This is a genomic window from Luteibacter sp. 9133, from assembly GCF_000800155.1.
GTDB classification, from domain to species: domain Bacteria; phylum Pseudomonadota; class Gammaproteobacteria; order Xanthomonadales; family Rhodanobacteraceae; genus Luteibacter; species Luteibacter mycovicinus.
On sequence record NZ_JUHO01000001.1, the window covers coordinates 3091840 to 3114565 of the forward strand.

Below are 22726 nucleotides of genomic sequence, written 5' to 3' on the forward strand. Positions count from 1 at the left end.
GGCGCTTCTACAAGCTGTTCAGCCTTGCCGCAAAGCAGGGCCAGGGAGAGTTTTACCTCATGAAAAGCAACACCCTGTTCGCGCGCTCCGGCGTGCTGAAGCGCACGGCGCTTGTCTCGGCGCTCGGCGCCTGCCTGCTGGCCGGTTCGGTCCACGCGCAGAGCACCGTCGGCGACATCTACGGCAGCGCCGCGGCCTCGCAGACCATCCAGATCCAGAACCTCGGCTCCGGTGCCTCGCGCACCGTCGTCGTGGGCGAAGACGGCCGCTATCGCGCGTCGTCGCTGCCGATCGGCAGCTACCGTATCAACGTGCAGCAGAACGGCCAGACCGTTTCGACGCGCGACATCAACGTCGTCGCCGGCCAGTCCGCGCAGGTGAACTTCAACGCGCCGTCGGCCGACACCAGCGCCGCCGCGCTGGACACGGTCACCGTGTCCGCTAACGCCCTGTCGGCCATCGACGTGGCCTCGGTCGAGTCGCGCACCAGCTTCACGGCCGACCAGCTGAACTCGCTCCCGGTCCCGCGCAACGTCGTCGACGTGGCCGCGCTGACCCCGGGCACCGTCAAGGGCGACTCCGCGTTCGGCAACCTGCCGTCGTTCGGCGGCGCCTCGGTCGCCGAGAACAGCTACTACGTCAACGGCTTCAACGTCACCAACCTGTACAACAACCTGTCGTTCTCGGAAGTGCCGTTCCAGGCCATCCAGCAGCTCGACGTGCAGACCGGTGGCTACGGCGCGCAGTACGGCTTCTCGACCGGCGGCGTCACCTCGGTGATCACCAAGCGTGGCACCAACGAGTGGAAGGGCGGCGCCAGCTGGGTTTACACACCCGCGTTCGGCCGCGAGCAGCAGCCGACCACGTACACCAAGGACGGTGCGCTGTATCGCACGTACCAGAAGAACAGCGACAACGACAACGTCTACTCGGCATGGCTGGGCGGCGCGCTGATCAAGGACAAGCTGTTCTTCTACGGCATTTTCCAGTCGCATCGCGAGACGGAAACCAATTACCAGGCGACCACCTCGACCAAGCCCGCCGAGCGCAACACGTACAGCGATCCGTTCTATCTGATCAAGATGGACTGGAACATCAATGATTCGAACATCCTCGAGTGGACGGGGATGAACAACACGAAGCACACGACGAACCAGTACTACAACCAGGCCATCGGTGACGACGGCAAGCCGTCCACCACGGATTTCCTCGGTCGTCGCAACGTCAAGACCGGCGGTGCGGTCAACGTCTTCAAGTACACCAGCTACCTCACCGACGACCTGACGCTGTCCGCGCAGTGGGGCAAGATGAAGAGCAAGAACTCTTCGGACTATGTCAGCGCCGACGGCACCCGCACCACCTATGACGGCAACATCAACGGCGCCAATACCGGCTGCCCGTACGTCATCGACCGTCGCACCAGCACAGCCAGCGGCGTCACCGATCCGTACGCGTCGTGCTATCTGTCCAGCACCATCGACCGGTTCAACGGCGAAGACCAGCGCACGGCCTATCGCGTCGACCTCGACTGGAAGATCGGCGACCACGACCTTTCCGGCGGTTTCTCGCGCGAGAAGTGGAAGTCCGACTCCGGCCAGAGCTACGCGGGCGGCGCGCTGTACTACTACCGCACCGACACCGCCGGCAACCTCGGCCCGGCCGGTAACGACTACGTCTCGGTGTACAACTACCGCACCGGCGGTTCCGTCGCGATCGACCAGAAGTCCTGGTTCCTGCAGGACAACTGGCAGGTGAGCGACAAGGTCCTCGCGTACATCGGCGTGCGCAACGACTCGTTCAACAACAAGAACGGCGCCGGTGAAAACTTCGTCCGTCAGGGCAACATCTGGCAGCCGCGCCTCGGCTTCTCGTGGGACGTCTTCGGCGATTCGACCACCAAGGTGTTCGGTACCGCCGGTCGCTACTCGCTGCCGATCGCCGCCAACGTCGCCCTGCGCGCCGCTACCGCCTCGTACTACACCTCGCAGCCGTTCGCTTATTCGGGTGTCGACAGCGTGACGGGTGTGCCGACCCTGGGTGCCGCCCTCGGCCCGCAGCAGATCGTCAATGGCGAGAACGGCAGCACGCCGGACCCGCGCTCGGTCGCCACGAAGGACCTGAAGCCGTACTCGCAGGATGAGTACATCCTCGGCTTCCAGCACCGCATCACCAGCGACAACGACTTCTTCAACGACTGGGTGGTCGGCGCGAAGGCGACGTGGCGCAAGCTCAACAACGCGATCGACGACACGTGCGACTGGCGTCCGTTCTACGCGTACGGTCAGTCGCTCGGCCTGAACATGGACGCCAACGGCGACCAGTTCACCCCGCCGTCGACGATGCCGGGCTGCTTCATCTACAACCCGGGCAGCAAGGTCTCCGTGGACGTCGATCTCGACGGCAGCGGCCAGCTGCGTAACGTCACGCTCCCGGGCACGGCGTTCGGCACGAAGGCGAAGCGCACGTACGAGTCGGTGACCCTGTCGGCCGAGAAGGCGTCGGACAAGTGGTACGTCAACGCGTCGTACACCTGGTCGAAGAACCGTGGCAACACCGAAGGTCTGGTTAACTCGGACAACGGCCAGATGGACACGGGCACGACCAGCGCGTTCGATTACCCGGAACTGATGACCGGCGCCACCGGTTACCTGCCGAACGATCGTCGCCACAGCTTCAAGATCTACGGCGGCTACAAGATCACCCCGGAATGGTCGGTGGGCGTGAACGGTCTGCTCGAGTCCGGTCGTCCGACCAGCTGCTTCGGCGGCGGCGATGAAACCGTCGGCGGCATCCCGGGCTACAACTCCGAGTTCTTCTACTGCGAAGGCAAGATCTCGGGCCGCGGCCGCGCCAAGCGTCTGCCGTGGACCTGGACGCTCAGCCCGAACGTCGTCTACACCCCGGCCGCGGCCAAGGGTCTGACGGTTCAGCTGGACATGATCAACCTGCTCAACAACGACAAGCCGACGGCGATCAACGAGATCGGCGAGAGCGCGGGTCAGACGTTCTATTCGTCGACCTATCGTGTGCCGAGCTACTACCAGACGCCGCGTTACTTCCGTCTGATGGTGCAGTACGACTTCAGCCTGTAAGGGTTGGGTTGCGTCGCCGCTTCGGTGACGCGTTATGAAGAAGGGCCGTCCGGTTGGGCGGCCCTTTTTTTGTGGTCTGGCGGGCTCGGCTTCGCCGTCGCTTTTGCTTTTGCGCGCTGTAGCGAGGGAGCCGTCGGCTGCCATGCCTGTCGCTAGGTCCTCCTACGGCCTTCGCCTTCGTGCGGAAACGCTCCAGGCACGGCAGCCGACGGCTCCCTTCCGACGGTGCGCTGGGTTCACGGAAGAGCGGAAGCACGGCTCGAACGAGACGTGAGGTGACCGAAGTGCGCAGCATGACCGATAGATATTTTGGTAGCTTGTGTTGGTTGCTGGCGGAAACGAGTTCCACATTTCGAAGAACACGGAGAGGGGCGATAGCTGGATGAATGCGAACACGATGATCGCTGGCGCGCTCGCGCTGGGCATGCTCGTTGTTGAGGTACCCGCGTCGGCACAGGCGACTCGCGACGACGTCGATGGCCTGGTCAAAGCCGTGATGAATGAAACCTATGGCCAGACCTATGACGCACAGAGCAACTGTTGGGCATTTGCGTGGAAGAACGATCAGGGTGAATCAACGGACTACTGCATGCGTCCCGGCACGCCGCAGATCGTCGATGGCCCTCGTGGAAAGACCCTGTACCTGAATGCGTTCAGCGTTATCGTCATGCAAGGCGACAGCCCGTACCGCTACGCCCATGTCCAACCCGGCCTGATGGGCGCTTTCAAGATCCATGTCGGAGGTGCTCAGGGATGGACGTATGAGGCCTACGACAGCGGAACCGATTACGGCAGCATGGGTGATTGCGGGTGCTCACAGGCGCGACTGATCAAGCTGAGCAATGCGGGTGATTACGGCTGGATTTTCGTCAGCGGTGGCACGTGGCAGGACATGACTGTGGGGTTCTACAGCATCGTTACTGCCATCAAGGGTCGTATGACCGATGTCAGCAAGATTCCGCAGGTGACCGAAGACGCGCAAGGTGTCAGATACGACGTCAGCGTGAAGGAAGATCCGGCCGCAAAAGGCTTCTTTCCGCTGCATGTCGTCAAGACCACGAAAGGTGCGAAGGTCGAGGCATTCGACGTGCCCTTCAATACCACCCGATCATCGTACGCCTTGCCCGCCGGCCGCTGACGCGGCAGTAAATTGGCCGATATTCTCATGACGCAACGTCGATTTTTTTGCTAGCTTGTATCTGTTGCCTGCGGGATCGCAATCCACGCATCGCAGGCAACCATCGCTCAAAGCGGTGAGCGCGGACCAGGGGTGTACCACCACCACAAGGTCCGCTGACCCTAATCAACGCAGAAGGTTGACCATGGCTATGCCAAATACTAAGGCATTCTCACGCGTGCCGCTTCCCGGCGGCACTCCCCTCAACGGTTACCGGGCCGTCTGCCGATCTCGCAGACACGGTTGAAGAACCGCGGCGCCGGCCGTTGCTGGTTGAGTTTTTTCTTGCCGTAGCTATCCGGCGCGTTGCCGTGTGGCCGCAAGACAGCGACTGGCGTTGCGAACCACTTCTTGAACACACCGCCCGGCGTCCGGTCACGGACAGGCCGATGAGGCTCATCGTGCGAGCGATGGTGGCACGCCTTTGCGTTTTGGCGTGCCACAACTCGGGGCGGGGTGAATCGCCAACAGGGCTGGCTCCTACCAGAGCGGGGCTTTGTGCGGCATGCATGGAGATGACTATGGAAAAGTTTGGAACGGTAGGCGAAGGAAGTTTTTGTATCGACCCCGAGGCGAGCGTCAACGCATTGTTGAATGACGCTAACGAGTTGTTGCAGTACGCGCGGGGCATCACGGATTTGCTCGTGGAGTCGCTGCAGGAGGACGAAATTCCCGAGCGTCAGCGCACGTTGCTTGCGCTGGGAGGTGTCGGTGCGTTGATTACGATGGGTGTGCAGTGCGCTGCGCGGGCGCACGCGAAGATGGCGTGGGACAAGGTGTGATGTTGGAACCGCCGGCGCGGGTGGATGCAACGCTTCGTTCGCCATGTTGAGCGCTGAGGGTTCGCGAGCGGGCTCGCTCCTACAACGAGCCGGGGTGCGTCAGCGTTCGGAGGGGCGTTGGCGTCTGGCGTTCCTGGAGCGATTCCGCACGGAGGCGAAGGCCGGAGGAGGACTTAGCGACAGGAATGGCAGGCGGCGACGCCCCCTGCCGCGAGGCAAGCTTTTCGCCCGCAGGGCGGGCTCCTACAAGTACGGCGTTCCCAACCGTTTGGATCACAGAAACGGCGGCTGGAATGGGACAAGGTGCGAGGACGTACCCGCGGTTGCCCTTCGCTCGAACGACCTCACCGATGGGAGGGGCGTCGGCGTCTGGCGTTCCTGGAGCGTTTCCGCACGAAGGCGAAGGCCGTAGGAGGACCTAGCGACAGGAATGGCAGGCGGCGACGCCCCCTGCCGCGAGGCCGGGCTTTGAAGCGAACGCGAAGGCGGAGCCGAGCCAGCCCGTAGGCACCCTCTCGTCGCTTCGTTGGCTATTCGCCCGCAGGGCGGGCTCCTACAGGTACGGCATCTTCGAACGTTTGGTCACAGGACCAACGGGCGGTCGGGGAGCTGGTTTTCGCGGGGTTTGCCGTCGCTGGGAAAGTGACGGGTGAGGAGTGCGCCGGCTTCGGCGACGCCGGTTTGTACGGCTTCGCGGTAGTGGCCGTTGGCGAACTCGTCGCGCATGTGCGCGGTGATGGCGTCCCATTCGGCCGGAGCGACGACGCGCGAGATACCACGGTCGGCGACGATCTCGATGCGGTGTTCCGCCAGCAGCACGTAAAGCAGCACGCCCGAATTGTCCTCGGTGTCCCACACACGCAGATGCGAAAACAACATCGCGGCACGATGGCGCGCGGTGACGCCCGAGGCGACTGCGGAAACCGGCAAACGCGACTCGATCACCACGCGCAACTCACCGCGATGCGTGCCCTCACCTGCCGCGACCGTCTTAGCGATCGCATCCAGTGCCGACGCCGGAAACTGCCGCCCGATCTGGAACCACGCGCCGAAGAGGTTGGTAACGATACGTTGCATGTCCATCACCAACTCCCCGATGAGCCGCCGCCACCGAAACTGCCGCCGCCTCCGCTGAAGCCGCCTCCGCCGCCACCCCCGCCGAAGCCGCCACCGCCAAATCCACCGCCACCGCCCCAGCCGCCGAAACCGCCCCACCCACCGCCGCCGATGTCACGGCCGCCACCGAGGGGCACGGCCATGAACAGCGCGCCGGCGACGAGACCGATGACGCCGCCAAGGAGTGAGCCAAGCAACAGCCACGCGAGGCCACCCGTGATCACGCCGCCCACCGGTGCGCGCACGCCGATTGACGCGCGGCCCAGGATGCCGCGAAGAAACAGTACGCCGAACAGCAATGGCAGCAACAAGCTGCCGCCTCCGCCGCGACGTCGCTCGTGGCTTTCGTCCGGCGCGACCGGCGCGGGCAACGCTTCGCCCTGCACGATCTGCGTGATCGCGTTGAGCGCTTCGGTGATGCCACCGTAGTAATCGTTCGTGCGCAACTTCGGCGCCATGTACTCGCGGATGATCCGCGATGCGATGGCATCGGGCAGCGCGCCCTCGAGGCCGTAGCCGACTTCGATGCGCACGCGCCGGTCGTTCTTGGCGAGCAGGAGCAGGACGCCGTCGTCGGTGCCCTTGCGACCGACCTTGTTCGTCTCGGCGACCTTGAGCGAATAACTCTCGAGGTCGTCCGGCTGGGTCGTCGGCACCATCAGCACGACGACCTGCGCGCCCTTCTGTTTTTCGAGGTCGGTCAGACGCGCATCGAGTTGCGAGACCTGATCGGCGGAAAGTGTGCCAGTCAGGTCCGTGACGTGCTTCGACAGGGTAGGCACCGCGGGGTCGTCCGCCGCCAGTGCCGCGACAGCCGGCGCCAGCAGGGAGACGGCGAGCAGGAGCCGCGCCGCGAACCGCCGCATCAGTGAGCGGCCGAGGCTGCCGGGGCCGGGTTCTGCTGGGCGGGCGTGGGAGCCGGTGCCGCGTTGAAGTCGACCGTCGGCGCTGTGGAAATGGCCTTCTCGTTCTCGACGCTGAAGTTCGGCTTGACCTTGTAACCCATGACCTTGGCCGTGAGGTTGTTCGGGAACGAACGGATCAGCACGTTATAGGACTGCACCGCCTGCACGTAGCGGTTGCGCGCCACGGTGATCCGGTTCTCGGTGCCTTCCAGCTGGGCCTGCAGATCGCGGAACGAACCGTCCGCCTTGAGCTGCGGGTAGTTTTCGCTGACGACCATCAGGCGCGAGAGCGCGCCGGAGAGCTGGCCCTGCGCCGCCTGGAACTTGGCCAGAGCTTCCGGATCGTTGGCCAGTTCGGGCGTGATCTGGGTCGAGCCGACCTTCGCGCGGGCGTTGGTCACCTCGGTGAGTACGCGTTCTTCGTGCTGGGCGTAGCCCTTCACGGTGTTGACGAGGTTGGGGACGAGGTCGGCGCGACGCTGGTACTGGTTGAGTACCTCGGACCAGGCCGCCTTGACGCCTTCGTCTTCACGCTGGATAGCGTTGTAGCCGCACCCGGACAGGAATCCGGCCAGGGTGACGAGGGCGAAAGCGCGGAGGATGTTTTTCATGGCGGTGGATTCCTTGGGGTGTGCGGGGCACAACTTAACCCAAAGCCGCAAGAAAAAGCGTGGACGAGTCAGCCCAGGTAGCGCGGTACCAGGACCAGAGCCCAGCTGACGGCGACCATGACCAGCAGCAGGAACACGGCCGCCGACCCCATATCCTTGGCTCGCCCGGCCAGTTCGTGGAATTCCGGGCTGACCTTGTCGACCACGGCCTCGATCGCCGAATTGAGCAGCTCCGCCGACAGGACGAGGATCGGGAAGGTGATCAGGACGATCTTTTCCACGCCGCCCTGCCCCAGCCACAGGCCCAGCGGGATGACCACGACGGCGAGAAAAACCTCAAGCCGAAACGAAGCCTCGTGCTTGTAGCAGGCTTTCAGGCCTTTCATGGACCACTGGAAAGCCGCGAAGATCTGCCGCGGCCCGCGCGGGACGGTGGTCGCCATGACGGGTCAGGCTCCGAAAACGGACGGAAGGATGAGGGTCGGGAGCACGGAGCCGGCCTGGGGCTGTGAGTCAGTCCCATATGATGCCACAGCCCGGCTTCGGCCCGACTTAGATGGGGCGGGGGCCGACTTGTCCGTGGCGAATCGCCGCGCCCCTCTGGCGCTGCAACACAACGGGGCGGACCATTTGTATTACGCTTGAACGGTTGTGACTCCGTTCAGGGTCACGGCGATGGGAGCGGGCTTACGGGCCCGTTCGCTGTTTCCAATGCGTCCGGAAAATACATGGCAACCCAGAACCCGCCCGTTTCACAGACCAAGTCTTTCAGCACGGTCTTCCTCATCGAGATGTGGGAGCGCTTCGGCTTCTACGGCATGCAGGTGCTGATGGTCACCTACATGGTGAAGAAGCTCGGCTTCCCCGATGTCGACGCCAATCTCGTCTGGGGCGCGGCTTCCGCCCTGATCTACGCGACCCCCGCCATCGGCGGCTGGATCGGCGACAAATTCCTCGGCACCCGCCGCACCATGCTGACCGGTGCCGTCGTGCTCATGGTCGGCTACGCGCTGCTGTGGATTCCGACCAACAACACCTATTTCCTGTACGTCGCTCTCGGCGTGATCATCCTCGGCAACGGCCTGTTCAAGCCCAACGCCGGCAACCTCGTGCGCAAGATCTACGAAGGCGACGAGGTCAAGATCGACAGCGCGTTCACCATCTACTACATGGCGGTGAACGTCGGCTCGACCATCTCCATGATCCTGACGCCCTGGATCCGCGACTACGTCGGCGAGCACTACGGCGACGCACTGGGCTGGCACACCGCGTTCGGCGTCTGCTCCATCGGCCTGATCCTCGGTCTGATCAATTACTTCTTCATGCGCCGCACCCTGGCCCACGTCGGCTCGGCACCGGACGAACACCCGCCGGTGGCGAAGAACGTGCTCGGCATCATCGGCGCGGGCATCCTGATCATCGCCGCGTCGTCGTACATCCTGCAGAACCAGAGCGTCGCGCAGGCCTGTGTCTATATCGCGGGCGTCGTCATCCTCGGCATTTTCGCGTACCTCATCTACGCCAGCGAAACCGGCGAGCGCGCCGGCCTCATCGCCGCACTGGTGCTGACCATTCAGACGATTTTCTTCTTCATCTTCTACCAGCAGATGTCGACCTCGCTGAACCTGTTCGCGCAGCGCAACGTCGACCTCGACTTCAGCCTGTTCGGCCTGCACATCCTCACGTGGATCCCCGAGCAGTTCCAGTCGCTCAACGCCATCTGGATCGTGGTTCTGTCGCCGATCCTGGTCTGGATCTACAACGCCCTCGGTCGTCGCGGGAAGGACTTTCCGGTCGCCGCCAAGTTCGCCCTGGGTTTCGTCGCCGTGGCCGTCGGCTTCTTCATGTACGGTCTGGGCGCCACCACCGCGATCGCCGGCAAGATCTCGTCCTGGTACATGGTGTGGGGCTACGGCTTCTATTCGCTGGGCGAGATCCTGGTCAGCGGCCTCGGCCTCGCCATGATCGCGCGCTACGTGCCGGCACGCATGGGCGGTTTCATGATGGGCGCCTACTACGTCGCCTCCGGCGTGGCCCAGTACATGGGCAGCGTGGTGGCCAACTATGCCGCCATCCCGGACAACATCACCGACCCACTGGAATCGCTGCGCATCTACACCAGCCTGTTCAACAAGCTGGGCTTCGTAGGCGTGGGTTGCGTCGCCATCGCCGTGGCCATGCTGCCGCTGATGAAAAAGCTGTCGTTGAACCACGCGCTGGCCAACGTGCCGCCGGTTCCGCCGGTTCACAACGAAGACCTGTAAAACGGTGAGGGCCGCCCCACGCGGGCGGCCCTCCTTCCTGCAACGAGATCGATAACCCGTGAGCGACACCCTGCATTCGCCATCGTCCCGCTCCGGTCCCTTCGCACTAGCGCGTACGCTCGCCTGGCTCCGCCTTTGCGCCATCGCGGGTCAGAGCGTAGCCATCCTCTCCTGCGTCACCCTGCTCCGCCTCGACGTGCCGCTGCTGCCGCTGATGATCGGTGTCTGCATTCTGGCCGTCTTCGCCGCCACCGCCGCGTTCCGCCTCGGTATGCCGTGGAAGGTGAGCGAGGGCGAGGCCATCGTGCACATCGCCGCCGATACGCTGGTGCTGGGTTACCTGCTCTTTTTCACCGGTGGCGCCTCGAATCCGTTCGTCGCGCTGCTGCTGGTACCGATCGCGCTGTCCGCGGCCGCCCTGTCCATCGCCGGCGTGTCGCTGGTGGCGATCCTGACCGGTGTAGCCTATGTGCTGCTGGTGCCCTATCACCTGCCGCTGCCGACGCTGGGCGATAAAGCCCAGGATTTCGACCTGTACGTCGCGGGTATGGGCGTCAACTTCGTGATCATGGCGGTCCTGCTCGGCGTCTTCATCAGCAATCTGGCCAAGGCGATCCGCGTGCAGCAAGGCGAAGTGCAGCGCGTGCGCGAACGTGCCCTGCGCGACGAGGGCATCCTCGCCATCGCCACGCAGGCCGCGGGTGCCGCGCACGAACTCAATACGCCGCTGTCGACCATGCGCACCCTGCTTCCCGAGATCCGCCGCGAGCATGCGGGCGACAACGCGCTGGGTGACGACCTCGACCTGCTCGACGGCCAGGTAGAACGCTGCCGTACCATCCTTCGCGAAATGGTCGCTTTCGGCCAGGCGCAGCTGTCCCAGGTGCCCGAACGGATCACCCTCGACCAGTTCATCCACGGCGTCATGGAGCGTTTTCAGCTGCTCCGGCCGGAGGCCGAAGTCAGCCTGTCCGTCGAACCCGGGGCCGGACGTGTCGCGCTGCGCTCGCCGCCCGGGCTGCGCCACGCCCTGATCAACCTGCTCAACAACGCCGCGGACGCCTCCGCCATGAACGAGAGTACGGCGGTCTCGCTGGCGATCGGCATCGTCGGCCCCTGGCTGGAGCTGGTCGTCACGGACGAGGGTCCGGGATTTGACGAGTTCGACGAACTGGGTACGCTCGGCCTGTCGCAGAAGGATACCGGCCTCGGCATCGGGCTCGCGCTGGCGGAAGCCACCGCGGAACGCCTCGACGGCGAGCTTGCCGCAAGCAACACTGGCCACGGCGCGCAGATGCGCCTGCGCCTTCCCCTTTCGGTCATCGGAGACCATACATGAACGACATCGCCCAACCCGGCGGCCGCCCCCTGCTGATCGTCGATGACGACGCGACGTTCGCCCGCGTGCTCGGGCGTGCGCTCACCTCGCGCGGCTTCGAGGTCATCGCCACGGACAACGTGGACGATGCGCGCGCGCTCACCCGCCGCCACCAGCCTCGCTACTGCGTTCTCGACCTCAAGCTGGGTGACGAGAACGGCCTGCGCCTGATTCCCGAACTGCAGTCGCTGGTTCCGGACATCCGCGTGCTGTTGCTGACCGGCTACGCGTCCATCGCCACGGCGGTCGAGGCGATCAAGCGGGGCGCGCACGACTACCTTGCCAAGCCGGTGGATGCGGACGCCGTCGTTCGCGCGTTGCTGGACGGTGATTCGGGTCCGATGGATGCCGACGATCTGGTCGACGCGCCGGACGCGCCGCTGCCGCTGCGTCGTCTGGAGTGGGAACACATCCAGCGCGTGCTGACCGAATGCGAAGGCAACATCTCTGAAACGGCGCGTCGTCTGGGCATGCATCGACGCACGCTGCAGCGCAAGCTGAGCAAACACCCCGTGCGCGAGCGGCCGGACGAGACGTGATTTAACGCGGGACGATCGTGGCGCGGCAGGAACGCGTGCCGACGCCTTACGCTTCGACCGCTTGTGGATTAGGGAAGCGGACACTCGAGACACGGCTCGCACCCGGCAACGATCGGGTTTCGAGGGGCCATTCGAAGCGGTCGGAAAGACGCCGGGCGATCGCCAGGTCGAAACCGTGCGGATTCACCGAAGCATGTCGACGCGTACCCGGATCGGGCGTCGTGTCGACGGCGGGGTTGATCACGCTGACGCTGCCCGGCATGACGGTGACCACGATCGTGCCCTGGTCGGTCTGCTGAAGCGCATGCCGGATCAGCTGTCCGCAGAGCACCGCGAATACCCGCGGCGACGCATGCAGGGCGAACGTCGCCGGTTCGTCGAGGATCAGCTCCACCGGACGGCCCGCGATGAGCTCCCGCGCGTAGTCCACTTCCTGGCGAAGCACGGTGTTGACGATGAAGTCTTCCTCGGCCAGACCCTGATCCGACTCACGCGAGAGGATCAGGAAAGCCTCGACCAGCGCTTCGAGTTCGCGGGTCGAACGGCGGATGCGTTCCAGTGACCGGTGGCCGAAATCCGACAGATCGGTTTCGTCGGCCAGCATGTCCGAGGACATCTTGATGACGGTCAGCGGGCTGCGCAGTTCGTGGCTGGCGTCACGGGTGAAGTTGCGCTCGCGTTCACTGTAGCCTTCGAGCCGTGAAGCAAGACCGTGCAGTCCGCGCAGGAGCTTGGAGACGTCGCCGTCCGACTTCCTGCCCTTCTGCTCATCCAGCGCCGCCATGTCGGGCCGTTCCGAATCCCAGCCATCGAGCAGTTTGGCAAGGGCCGCGACCGGAAGCCATTCGCGGGACACGGCCAGCCACGCCAGGCCGCCCGAAGAGAGCATGATGGCGATCGCGGCGCCGATCGGCGCGACGTTGTTCGCAGCCATCACCGAAGCGATGACCACGACGAGGGTCTGCAGAGTGAAGACCACCGCGATACGGGCCTTGAACGAGCCCCGCCGGGTGGTCCCCCGCGATTTGCTGCCTTCCATCGACTATGCCTGGTCCTGCACGTTCCTCATGCCGTCTGCGACGCGGCGACTTCGGAATCCAGGTCGGCCAGGCGGTAGCCAGCCGAATGGATCGTGTGCAGCAGAGGACGGTCGAACGGTTTGTCGATCACGCGGCGCAGGTTGTACAGGTGCGAACGCAGGGTGTCGGAATCGGGCAGCGTGTCGCCCCTGATCTCGCGCTCGATATCACGGCGGCTGACCACGCGCGGCGATTCGCGCATGAGGATGGCGAGCAGCTTGAGGCCGATCGGAGAGACGGTCAGTTCCTGCCCGCCGCGGGTAAGGCGCAGCGTGGCCGTGTCCAGTGTCATGTCGCCCACGTTGAGCACCTCGGACGAGACCTGACGGCGGTCGCGACGGATCAGTGCGCGAAGGCGGGCCTCCAGTTCGCGAACCTCGAACGGCTTGACCAGATAATCGTCCGCGCCAGCCTCGAGGCCGACCAGCTTGTCTTCCAGGGTATCGCGTGCCGTCAGCATCAGGACCGGCGTCGACTTCTTGCCGTCCTTGCGCAATTTACGGCACACATCCAGACCGTCCATGCCCGGGAGCATCAGGTCCAGCACGATGACGTCGTAGCTGTTCGAAACAGCGAGGTGCAGGCCACTGACGCCATCCGCGGCGTAGTCGACCGAATAGCCCCTGCGCTCGAGGAACTCGCCGACCATCTCGGCGATCTGGCGGTTGTCTTCGACCAGAAGGATCAGGCCTGCCTGTTCATCGCGGTTGCTCATCGCTCCACTCCTACGCTGATTCACAAATGTGAAGAGTTAACGGCCGGACCAGTGAGTACCGTGTGAAGACCGAAAATGAGCATTCATTTTGCGTACGAGGACGTGCACGTGGCGTCGTCTACCTAAGTAGCGGCGTAAGCATTTTCCACACATTCTCCGCGACGCGAGGCTCGCCCTTCGCCGTCGGATGAAGGCCATCGTCCTGCATCAGGCCGGGGTCCAGCGCCACGCCGTCGAGCAGGAAGGGAAGCAGAGGCACTTTGTGCTTCGCCGCGGCGTCCGCATACACCTTGCGCAAGCCGTCGCGGTATTGCGGGCCATAGTTGACCGGCAGTTCGATCCCCAGCAGGAGGACTTTGGCGCCCGCCCCCTTCGCCGCATCGATCATGGCGTCGAGGTTGGCCGCCAGCTGCCCCAGGGGTAAGCCCTGCAGTCCATCGTTCGCGCCCAGTTCGATCACCACCACGCCGGGATGCTGCGCCTTGAGCAGGCCAGGCAGGCGATTCCGGCCGCTCAGTGAGGTTTCGCCGCTGATGCTGGCATTGACCATCGTCCACGGCGTCGCCATCTTCGATGTGCGAGCGTCGAGGAGGCGCACCCATCCGGCATCCACCGGAATGTTGTGTGCCGCCGACAACGAGTCCCCGAGCACCAGCACCTTACGTGGCGCATCCGCCGCGGAGGCGATGGCGCAGCAAACCCATAGCAACAGGACCAGGCAACGACGCATGAGCGATTCTTCCCGTGTTCTTCTCGAAGTGGCCGATGTTAGCAAGTCGGTTTTCGGCCCGGAGGGACGACTCGACATCCTCTCCGGGGTCAACCTCCGCGTGGCCGCCGGTGAGAGCTTCGCCATCGTGGGCGCATCCGGTTCCGGAAAGACAACCCTGCTCGGCCTGCTGGCCGGTCTCGATGTGGCGACATCCGGCAGTGTGAGGATCGACGGGCAGGCACTGGAGGCGGTCGACGAAGAAGCTCGCGCCGCCATCCGCCGACGTCTGGTCGGTTTCGTGTTCCAGTCGTTCCATCTGCTCCCGGCGCTGACGGCCGAAGAGAACGTGATGCTGCCGCTGGAGCTCGAAGGCGACGACTCGGCGCGGGAACGCGCCCACGCCGCACTCGACTCGGTCGGCCTGGCCGCACGGCGCCGGCACTATCCCGCGCAGCTGTCAGGTGGCGAGCAGCAGCGCGTGGCGCTCGCACGCGCGTTCGTCCACCGGCCGCGAATCCTGTTTGCCGACGAGCCTACCGGCAATCTCGACCAGCACACGGGCGAACACATCGGCGACCTGCTCTTCGAAATGAACCGGCAGCATGCGACCACGCTCATCCTGGTCACCCACGACCCCCGCCTGGCGGCGCGCTGCGCCCGCTCGGCGGAACTGCATGAAGGCCGCCTCGGAGTTCCTGCATGAACGTCGCACGGCTCGCCCTGCGTACGCTGCGCCGCGAGTGGCATCTGGTCGAACTGCGCACGCTCGCCGCGTCGCTGGTGCTTGCCGTCATCGCGCTCGGCGTGGTCGCCACGCTGTCCACCCGCATCGAGCGGGGCATCCTCGCGAGCGCCGCCGAACTGATCGGTGGCGATCTGGGCGTATCCGCGCCGGCGCCATTGCCTGAGCCCATGCTCCGTTCGGCGCAGGACGATGGCCTCACGGCATCGCGCGGCGCGGCCTTTCGCAGCGTGGCTTTTGTGGGCGAACACAGCCAGTTGCTCGATGTCCAGGCGACGGATGCGGCTTACCCGCTGCGCGGCACGCTGGAAGTCCGTGGTGCCGACGGCAAGGGCCGCAGTGCCCACGGCCCCGGACGCGGCGAACTCTTCCTCGATCACCGGGCCATGGTCGGCCTCGGCATCCACGCCGGCCAGACCGTCCAGGTGGGCGGACGCGACCTTCGCGTCAGCGCCGAACTCGTCCGCCAGCCCGACGGCGGTGAACTGTTCGCTCTCGCGCCGCGTGCGCTGATGAATCTCGACGACGCGACGGAGGCCGGGCTCCTGTCCGTCGGCAGTCGCGCCCGTCACCGGCTGCTGGTCTCGGGTCCGCCGGCGGCGGTCGCCACATGGCGCACATCGCTGGAAGCGAACGCCCTGCCCCAGGGCGCCGACCTGATCACACCGGAGAAAATGCAGGAGCGCATGCGCTCGGCATTCGATCGCGCCAGCGCCTTCCTGCGCCTGACCGCCCTGCTCTCCGCCCTGCTCGCGGGTGTCGCTATCGCGCTGGCATCGTCGCGCTATGCACGACGCAAGGCGTCCGAAGTCGCGCTGTTGCGCGCGCTCGGCACGCCGCGCCGACGCGTGGTCGCGCTGCTGGTCAGCACGCTGACCGCGCTGGCGCTGCCCGCCGCCGCCGTGGGCATGCTGATTGCGGTCGGCCTCGCCCAGGGCGCGTGGTACTTCGCGCGCCAGCTGTTCGACAACATTCCGACCACCCTGCCGCTGGGACCGGTCTTTGCCGCCGCCGCGATGGGCCTGGCCGTGCTCGCCGGCTTCGCGCTGCCGCCGCTCGTGCGCCTCGCTGAAGTGCCGCCGGTCGCCGTGTTCCGCGAGTCGATGCAGCGACGCGTCCGCCGCTTCGACGTGCTGTACCTCATCCCGCTGCTGACCGCGATCGCGCTGGTGTGGGTGCAAAGCGATTCGGCCAGACTGGCCGGCATCCTCGCGGCGAGCCTGAGCGGCGTCGCCGTCGTCGCCGCGCTGCTTTCGGCCTTGCTGCTGGTCATCGCACGCCGCGTCGCCCCCGGCGCGCACCCCGCGCTTCGTCTGGGCCTTGCGGCGCTGGCACGCCGACGCGGGCTGTCGCTGATCCAGGCCACCGCGCTGTCGCTCGGCCTGTGCGCCCTCCTCCTGCTCGCCGTGATCGCTCCGTCGCTGCTCGACGGCTGGCGACGCGAACTGCCTGCCGATACACCCAACTGGTTCGCGCTCAACCTGCAGGACGACCAGCGAGACGCTTTCACCAACGCGCTGACTCACATGGGTGCGAGCCGGACCAACATGATGCCGCTCGCCGTGGGCAAGCTCACCGCGATCAACGGCAAGTCGATCGACACACTCACCTTCGACGACCAGCAGGGCCGCGATTCGGCCGATCAGCAGTTGCGCCTCTCGTGGAGCGCGGAGCTCCCGCCGTCGAATCAGATCGTCGCTGGCGCATGGCCCGGCGCCTCGCCGGCGCAGGCCGAAGTGTCCGTCGATACGTCGTGGCGTGACCGTTTCCAGCTGAAGCTCGGCGACACCCTTCGTTTCGAGGTGGGCGAAGGCAGCCTCGACGCGCGCATCACCAGCATCCGCAAGGTCGACTGGAGCTCGTTCCGGGTCAACTTCTTCCTGATGCTCGATCCGGCCCACGCGGCCGATCTTCCGCACACGTGGCTGACCAGTTTCTATCTGCCCCGCGGCCACGCGGATGAGTTGTCGAAGCTGTCGCGCGACTACGGCAACCTCAGCCTGATCGACGTGGATGCGCTGCTCGACCGCGTCCGCGAGATCGTCGACCGCGTCGGTGGTGCCGTGCGCTGGGTACTCGGTTTCAGCCTGCTGGCGGGCGCGCTCGTGCTGACGGCCGCCTTGGCGGCGAGCGCACAGGAGCGGCGGAAGGAAGCCGCTCTGCTGCGCACGCTCGGCGCCACCCGCCTGCAACTGAGGGCGGCCGCGGCCTGCGAGTTCGCGTTGCTGGGTCTGGTCGCCGGCCTGACGGCGGCGCTGGGTGCCACGGGCGCGGGCATCTGGCTCGGCCAGGCGGTGTTCCGTATCGAAAACTTCGTGCCGCCGCTGTGGCCGCTCATCGGCGCCGCCGCGCTGGCGGCGCTGGTGGTCATGCTGATCGGCCTGTACGGGACGCGACGCGTGCTCAACACATCGCCGATGGCGCTGCTGCGGGAAGGCTGAGTCGGCTCAGTCCGGGCGGTGCATGTCGAAGGCCATCACGATGGCCTCTTCGCGCCCGTTTTCCGCAGGGTAGTAACCGGGCCGACGTCCGATCTCGTGGAAATCCAGCGAGTCGTAAAGCGCCCTGGCGACGGGGTTGGAGGGGCGTACCTCGAGGAACACTCGCTCCACGCCGTACCAGCGGGCCAGATCGAGCAGCCGTCGCATCATGCGGCGGCCGTAACCGAGGCCGCGCCAGGCGTCACCGATGCAGACGTTGAGTACATGCGCTTCGCCTGCGGCCACCGAGAGAATGCCGTACCCGGCGATGTCGCCCTCGTGGACGATCACCCAGCAGTTATGACCGGCCTGCAGGCAGTCGCGGAAGATGCCCGCACTCCAGGGAAAGGGGTAGGACGCGTGCTCGATCGCCACGACGGCATCGAGGTCGTCGCGACGCATCGCGCGGACTTCGGTGGACGGGCGGGCGACGGCGACCATGGCGGGCTCAGCTCCGTGCGAACGCGCGGCCCAGAGCGCGCAGGCCGTTCCAGAGACGGCGTTTGGCGGCCGCATCGGACACGATGGCTGACGGTGGGTCGACGAGGACGATCTGTGCCGCGGCGAGCGCGGCGGCCGGCAACTGATGGCCCAGGGCTCGCGCCTGAGCATCGCCGAAAACAAGATACGCGGAGGCGACCGGCACGTGCTCGAGGCCGTTGGGCCCGACCTCCAGCCGCGCCGCACGCGCGGTAACGGCGCCGAAGGCGCGCAGGGCGCGACCGAGCAGTTCCATTTCGCGCTCGCTGCATCCCGCCGGCAGGACGACGACGCAGGCCACGCGCCCACCATCGACCGGGTCGTTGGCCGGCTCGAACGGCGACGGCTCCACGGCTTCCGTGACACGCAGGCGCCATGGGGTCACACCCATGACCTTGAGCAGTCGCGCGTGACGGGCGGGCATCGCGGCCATCAGCTGCCTCCCGGCGCCCGGGCATGGCGACCCACCCGACGACGGTGGGCCGCACGGCCCCACAGCGTCATCACCGGACCCGATATCGTGTAGATCACCGCGACGGCGAAGAGCACGCGCGCGGTGTCGATGAGCAACAGCACCACGATGAGCACCGCGGCGATCAGCCAGATGAAGGGCACGCGGTCACCCTTGGGCCACGCCTTGAAGCTGTAATAGCGCACGTTGCTGACCATCAGCAGTCCGGCGATCACCGCCATGGGCAACGCGAAGAACGCTACCGTCGGCCCCGGCACGTCGAACTTGACCATGGTCCAGACGAAGGACATGCACAGGGCGGCCGCCGCCGGGCTGGCCAGTCCCTGGAAGTAGAGCTTGTCCGCCACGCCCACCTGGGTATTGAAGCGGGCAAGACGCAGCGCCGCGCAGACGGCGTAAATGAAGGCACCGGCCCAGCCGATCTTGCCCCAGACCTGTCCGTAATCAGCCAGGGATGACAATGACCAGGTATACAGCACCAGCGCGGGCGCCAGCCCGAAGCTGACGAGATCGGACAGCGAGTCGTACTGCACGCCGAACTCGCTCTGCGTGTTGGTCATGCGGGCGACGCGGCCGTCCATGCCGTCGAGGATCGCCGCGACGAACACGGCCAGAGCGGCCGTCTGGTAGTCCCCGCCGATCGCGGAGACGATCGCGTAGAACCCCGAGAACATCGCGCCCGTGGTGAAAAGGTTCGGCAGCAGATAGATGCCGCGGTGACGCGGCCCCCGGGGTTGGATCGGATCGCTCATGGGCCATTCCGTGACATGGGCCGCCAGTGTAGCCCAGGCGCCGTGATGCGTCAGGCCGCCGCCGGTGCCGCGGTGCGTGAAACCGGGACAGGGGTCGCTTGCGTGGCACGGGGCCCGGTGATACTTCTTGCGCCTTCCAACCACCTGCCGGAATCACGCATGCGCCGCTGCCTTGTCCTCGCACTCCTCGTCACGGCCTGCCCCCTCGCGCTGGCCCAGGCATACAAGTGGAAGGACGCTCAGGGCGTCACCCATTACGCGGACACGCCGCCGCCGAACAACGCCAGATACGAGAAGGTGAAGACCAGCGGCACGGTCGAGGCACCGGCACCGGCCCCCGCCGCACCGGCGAAGCCGGAAGCCGCGCCTCCCGCACCCGGCACCCAGGTCGCCGACAACCCGGCCAACCGCGCCAGGCTCTGCGACCAGCTGCGGAAGAACATGGACGTGCTGGGCAAGGAACAGGTCATCTCCGTCGATGACGGCAAGGGCGGTTCCCAGCAGCTCGACGACGCCGGGAAGAAACGCCAGATCGAAACCACGCAGGCGCAGATGACGCTTTACTGCAAGTGATCGGCGCTGGCTGGGGCTTGCACCTATAATCGACGTCTTACTCCCGACGAATCGCCCGCATGCGCCTCAGCCAGTTTCATCTCGCCACCGTCAAGGAAGTCCCCGCCGACGCGGAAATCGCCAGCCATCAGCTGATGCTGCGCGCGGGCATGATCCGCAAGCTGGCGTCCGGCCTTTACACCTGGTCGCCGCTGGGCCTGCGCGTGATGCGCAAGGTCGAGGCCGTGGTCCGCGAGGAAATGGTCCGCGCCGGCGCGATCGAAGTGCTCATGCCTTCGGTGCAGCCGCGCGAGCTGTGGGAAGAAACCGGCCGCTGGGAGAAATTCGGCGGCCAGTTGCTGAAGATCAAGGATCGCAAGGAGCAGGAGTTCTGCTACGGCCCCACGCACGAAGAAGTCATCACCGACTTCGCGCGTAACGAGCTGAAGAGCTACAAGCAGCTGCCGCTCAACTTCTTCCAGATCCAGACCAAGTTCCGCGACGAGATCCGCCCGCGCTTCGGCGTGATGCGTGCGCGCGAGTTCCTGATGAAGGACGCCTACTCGTTCCACCTGACCCCGGAATCGCTTGGCGAAACCTACCAGGTCATGTATGACGCGTATTCGCGCATCTTCACCCGCCTGGGCCTGGAATTCCGCGCCGTCGACGCCGACACCGGCGCCATCGGCGGCAGCGCCAGCCACGAGTTCCAGGTCATCGCCGACTCGGGCGAAGACGCCATCGCGTTCTCCGACGGTTCGTCGTACGCGGCCAACATCGAAAAAGCCGAAGCGCTGGCACCGGCCATCGAGCGTCCCGCGCCGTCGGCCGAGCTCACCCGCGTGGATACGCCCACGCAGCGCACGATCGACGAGATCACCGCATTCCTCGGCGTGCCCGCTTCGCAGACGGTGAAGACCATCCTCGTTCGCGGCCTGGAAGGCCTGGTCGCGCTCGTCGTGCGCGGCGATCACGACATCAATGAAGTGAAGGCCGCCCACCTGCCGGAGCTGCCGGACGATTCCGAACTGGCCAGCGAAGCGGAGATTCTCGCCGCCACCGGCACACGCCCGGGCTTCATCGGCCCTGTCGGCCTGCCCGACTCCATTCCGGTCATCGTCGACCGCAGCGCCGCCGTGCTCGCCGACTTCGTGTGCGGTGGCAATCAGGACGGCACCCATTTCACCGGCGCCAACTGGCAGCGCGATGCCCGCATCAACCGCGTAGCCGACATCCGCAAGGTGGTGGAAGGCGACGCATCCCCGGACGGCAAGGGCACGATCCGTCTGGCCCGCGGCATCGAGGTCGGTCATATCTTCCAGCTCGGCCAGAAGTACGCGGAAGCCATGGGCGCGCGCGTGCTCGACAACAACGGCAAGATGGCCACCATGTACATGGGTTGCTACGGCGTCGGCGTCAGCCGCATCGTCGCCGCCGCCATCGAGCAGCGCCACGACGACGCCGGCATGATCTGGACCGACGCCATGGCGCCGTGGCGCGTGGTGGTCTGCGTCATCAATCCGAAGAACGATCCCGTCGTCACCGAGGCGGCCGAGTCGCTTTATCAGGAACTGTCGCAGGCCGGCATCGACACCGCATTCGACGACCGCGGTCTCCGTACCGGTCCGATGCTTGCCGACATGGAACTGATCGGTATTCCGCACCGCATCGTCGTGAGCGGCCGCGGCCTCGAGGCCGGGACGTTCGAGTATCGCGCCCGCACAGAAGCCGAATCGCGCAACATCACGCGCGAAGAACTGCTCGCCCTGCTCGAGGCGTGATGGTCCCTGCGTGACAGGCGCGACGGGAGCGCACGAGCCGCGCTCCCGTCGCGGTTACCGGCCGCCTCTACTGGACGGCGGCATTGATCGCGTTGGCGTAGTCCGCCGTCGTACGGCCCGGCGCCGAGCATTTCTGGATATCGTCGTACAGCCACATGAAGCCGCCCGGGATACCGGCGCTCTGTTTCCAGGCAGTCATCTTCGACTGCACGGTCGCCGGCGAATCGCCAGTGCTGCAGCCCGTGCCGTTCTTCGACCAGAGCCCCGGAATCACCGGCATGCCGAGCGCGCTCGTCCACTGCGCCGGATCGTTGCCCGTGCCACCCGCGTAGTCCTGCAGGTAGATCTTGTCCACGGCACTGCCCAGGTTGGCTTTGAGCGAAACCCAGAAGCTGCGATTGGTATAAGGCGCGAACGTGATCTTGTAACCGAGCCCCGCCAGCATCTGACCGAAGGCTGTCGCCGACGCCAGATCGTAGGCGCTCTCATCGTCGAAATTCGCCGCGTCCGCGCCCGTGATCTGTTTCAGCAACTGGAAGTTACGGTAAAGGATGCTGTCCGGCCCCGTACCCGCTCCCGCTCCGGTACCGTTGACCAGCGCCTGGATACTCTCGAAGTCCGTCGTACCACCGGCACCGATCGACACCTCGATCCGGTTCACCGACGTCGGCGCCTGCTTGAGCGTCGCCAGCTCGGCTGACCAGCCCGTGTTCGGGCCAACGTAGTTGCCGTCACTGATGAGGGGCTCATCGTTGAGGTGCAGGTCGCCGTTGGTATCCACATGCACGCTCCACAGCATGACTGTCGTGAATCCCGATGCCCGGAGATCATCCATGACGGGCGTACCGCCGCTGTAAAACGGGCCGCCGCCGTACACGGCGGATTCCGCCATACCCGGCGCGGAAAGGCTCATACCGCCGGCCAGGGCGACCGCGAGGGCAACACGTCGTACGCCAATGCTAATGATGGACATGAGTTATTCCATTCCAGTGAACGGCGCCGCTGTAGGGTTATTCCGATAATCGGCTCCGATTGCGCTGAGAGTCCCACGGTAAGCTGCCATTATTCCGCCACTTGGTTCACAATTCCGACCCGAG

At 65.6% G+C, this 22726-nt stretch carries 21 protein-coding genes; 10 read left to right on the forward strand and 11 right to left on the reverse strand.

The genetic code is table 11. The features are described from left to right. Window positions 1-59: 59 nt before the first annotated feature. The 3 genes from FA87_RS13435 (at window position 60) to FA87_RS13445 (ending at window position 5051) form a co-directional block, all read left to right on the forward strand. The gene (locus tag FA87_RS13435; protein WP_043695207.1) at window positions 60-3092 is read left to right on the forward strand and encodes a TonB-dependent receptor; all 3033 of its coding nucleotides are present in this window, start codon (window positions 60-62) and stop codon (window positions 3090-3092) included. Between the two features lie 397 nt (window positions 3093-3489). Beyond that, on the forward strand, window positions 3490-4230 hold the full coding sequence (locus FA87_RS13440) for a hypothetical protein (protein WP_156128559.1): 741 nt from the start codon (window positions 3490-3492) through the stop codon (window positions 4228-4230). Between the two features lie 560 nt (window positions 4231-4790). Next, the gene (locus FA87_RS13445) at window positions 4791-5051 is read left to right on the forward strand and encodes a hypothetical protein (RefSeq protein ID WP_043695213.1); all 261 of its coding nucleotides are present in this window, start codon (window positions 4791-4793) and stop codon (window positions 5049-5051) included. A gap of 582 nt (window positions 5052-5633) precedes the next feature. Here the strand turns inward: FA87_RS13445 and FA87_RS13450 are convergent. From FA87_RS13450 to FA87_RS13465, 4 genes are all read right to left on the reverse strand, one after another. Then, the gene (locus tag FA87_RS13450; protein ID WP_342633158.1) at window positions 5634-6128 is read right to left on the reverse strand and encodes a TPM domain-containing protein; all 495 of its coding nucleotides are present in this window, start codon (window positions 6126-6128) and stop codon (window positions 5634-5636) included. 5 nt (window positions 6129-6133) lie between these two features. Continuing rightward, complete coding sequence (locus tag FA87_RS13455; RefSeq protein ID WP_043695218.1) at window positions 6134-7033, reverse strand: YgcG family protein; 900 nt, start codon at window positions 7031-7033, stop codon at window positions 6134-6136. Beyond that, on the reverse strand, window positions 7033-7683 hold the full coding sequence (locus FA87_RS13460; protein ID WP_036111381.1) for a LemA family protein: 651 nt from the start codon (window positions 7681-7683) through the stop codon (window positions 7033-7035). Before FA87_RS13460 ends, FA87_RS13455 begins: the two co-directional genes overlap by 1 nt. Window positions 7684-7751: 68 nt before the next feature. Next, window positions 7752-8126: a diacylglycerol kinase gene (locus FA87_RS13465; protein WP_036111379.1), complete on the reverse strand. Its 375-nt coding sequence runs from the start codon at window positions 8124-8126 to the stop codon at window positions 7752-7754. Window positions 8127-8411: 285 nt separating this feature from the next. Between FA87_RS13465 and FA87_RS13470 the strand changes: the two genes are divergently transcribed. The 3 genes from FA87_RS13470 to FA87_RS13480 are packed head-to-tail and all read left to right on the forward strand — an operon-like array spanning window position 8412 to window position 11864. Continuing rightward, the gene (locus FA87_RS13470) at window positions 8412-9947 is read left to right on the forward strand and encodes an oligopeptide:H+ symporter (protein WP_036111376.1); all 1536 of its coding nucleotides are present in this window, start codon (window positions 8412-8414) and stop codon (window positions 9945-9947) included. A gap of 58 nt (window positions 9948-10005) precedes the next feature. Beyond that, a complete protein-coding gene (locus tag FA87_RS13475) occupies window positions 10006-11286 on the forward strand; it encodes an ATP-binding protein (protein ID WP_239709097.1) in 1281 nt (426 codons plus the stop codon). Beyond that, window positions 11283-11864 carry a response regulator transcription factor gene (locus tag FA87_RS13480; protein ID WP_043695221.1) on the forward strand — a complete coding sequence of 194 codons (582 nt, stop codon included), beginning with the start codon at window positions 11283-11285 and terminating at the stop codon, window positions 11862-11864. Before FA87_RS13475 ends, FA87_RS13480 begins: the two co-directional genes overlap by 4 nt. A 46-nt stretch (window positions 11865-11910) precedes the next feature. Here FA87_RS13480 and FA87_RS13485 read toward each other — a convergent pair whose 3' ends face one another. The 3 genes from FA87_RS13485 to FA87_RS13495 form a co-directional block, all read right to left on the reverse strand. After that, window positions 11911-12903 (reverse strand): HAMP domain-containing sensor histidine kinase, encoded by a 993-nt coding sequence (locus FA87_RS13485; protein ID WP_036111369.1) that lies wholly within the window; start codon window positions 12901-12903, stop codon window positions 11911-11913. Window positions 12904-12929: 26 nt separating this feature from the next. Then, window positions 12930-13658, reverse strand: coding sequence for a response regulator transcription factor (locus tag FA87_RS13490; protein WP_043695224.1), 729 nt, complete (start codon window positions 13656-13658; stop codon window positions 12930-12932). Between the two features lie 118 nt (window positions 13659-13776). After that, on the reverse strand, window positions 13777-14388 hold the full coding sequence (locus FA87_RS13495) for an arylesterase (protein ID WP_043695227.1): 612 nt from the start codon (window positions 14386-14388) through the stop codon (window positions 13777-13779). Between FA87_RS13495 and FA87_RS13500 the strand changes: the two genes are divergently transcribed. Further along, window positions 14387-15073, forward strand: a complete 687-nt coding sequence (locus tag FA87_RS13500; protein WP_036111359.1) for an ATP-binding cassette domain-containing protein — start codon at window positions 14387-14389, stop codon at window positions 15071-15073. The genes FA87_RS13495 and FA87_RS13500 overlap by 2 nt on opposite strands. Beyond that, window positions 15070-17553, forward strand: a complete 2484-nt coding sequence (locus FA87_RS13505; protein ID WP_043695230.1) for an FtsX-like permease family protein — start codon at window positions 15070-15072, stop codon at window positions 17551-17553. The genes FA87_RS13500 and FA87_RS13505 overlap by 4 nt, the downstream gene beginning before the upstream one ends. A gap of 6 nt (window positions 17554-17559) precedes the next feature. On the opposite strand, the gene rimI is transcribed toward FA87_RS13505, so the two are convergent. From rimI to pssA, 3 genes are read right to left on the reverse strand one after another with little or no spacing between them, the layout of a single operon-like run. Beyond that, window positions 17560-18033 (reverse strand): ribosomal protein S18-alanine N-acetyltransferase, encoded by a 474-nt coding sequence (gene rimI / locus FA87_RS13510; protein ID WP_036111354.1) that lies wholly within the window; start codon window positions 18031-18033, stop codon window positions 17560-17562. A gap of 7 nt (window positions 18034-18040) precedes the next feature. Next, window positions 18041-18505, reverse strand: a complete 465-nt coding sequence (locus tag FA87_RS13515; RefSeq protein ID WP_043695233.1) for a hypothetical protein — start codon at window positions 18503-18505, stop codon at window positions 18041-18043. Then, window positions 18505-19296 carry a CDP-diacylglycerol--serine O-phosphatidyltransferase gene (gene pssA / locus FA87_RS13520; RefSeq protein ID WP_043695236.1) on the reverse strand — a complete coding sequence of 264 codons (792 nt, stop codon included), beginning with the start codon at window positions 19294-19296 and terminating at the stop codon, window positions 18505-18507. The genes FA87_RS13515 and pssA overlap by 1 nt, the downstream gene beginning before the upstream one ends. 159 nt (window positions 19297-19455) lie before the next feature. On the opposite strand from pssA, the gene FA87_RS13525 reads away from it, so the two are divergent. Both FA87_RS13525 and FA87_RS13530 read left to right on the forward strand, forming a co-directional pair. Beyond that, window positions 19456-19869, forward strand: a complete 414-nt coding sequence (locus FA87_RS13525) for a DUF4124 domain-containing protein (protein ID WP_043695238.1) — start codon at window positions 19456-19458, stop codon at window positions 19867-19869. Between the two features lie 59 nt (window positions 19870-19928). After that, window positions 19929-21629 (forward strand): proline--tRNA ligase, encoded by a 1701-nt coding sequence (locus tag FA87_RS13530; RefSeq protein WP_036111345.1) that lies wholly within the window; start codon window positions 19929-19931, stop codon window positions 21627-21629. 67 nt (window positions 21630-21696) lie between these two features. Here the strand turns inward: FA87_RS13530 and FA87_RS13535 are convergent, their stop codons facing one another. Then, window positions 21697-22602, reverse strand: a complete 906-nt coding sequence (locus FA87_RS13535) for a hypothetical protein (RefSeq protein ID WP_052191358.1) — start codon at window positions 22600-22602, stop codon at window positions 21697-21699. Between the last annotated feature and the right edge of the window lie 124 nt (window positions 22603-22726).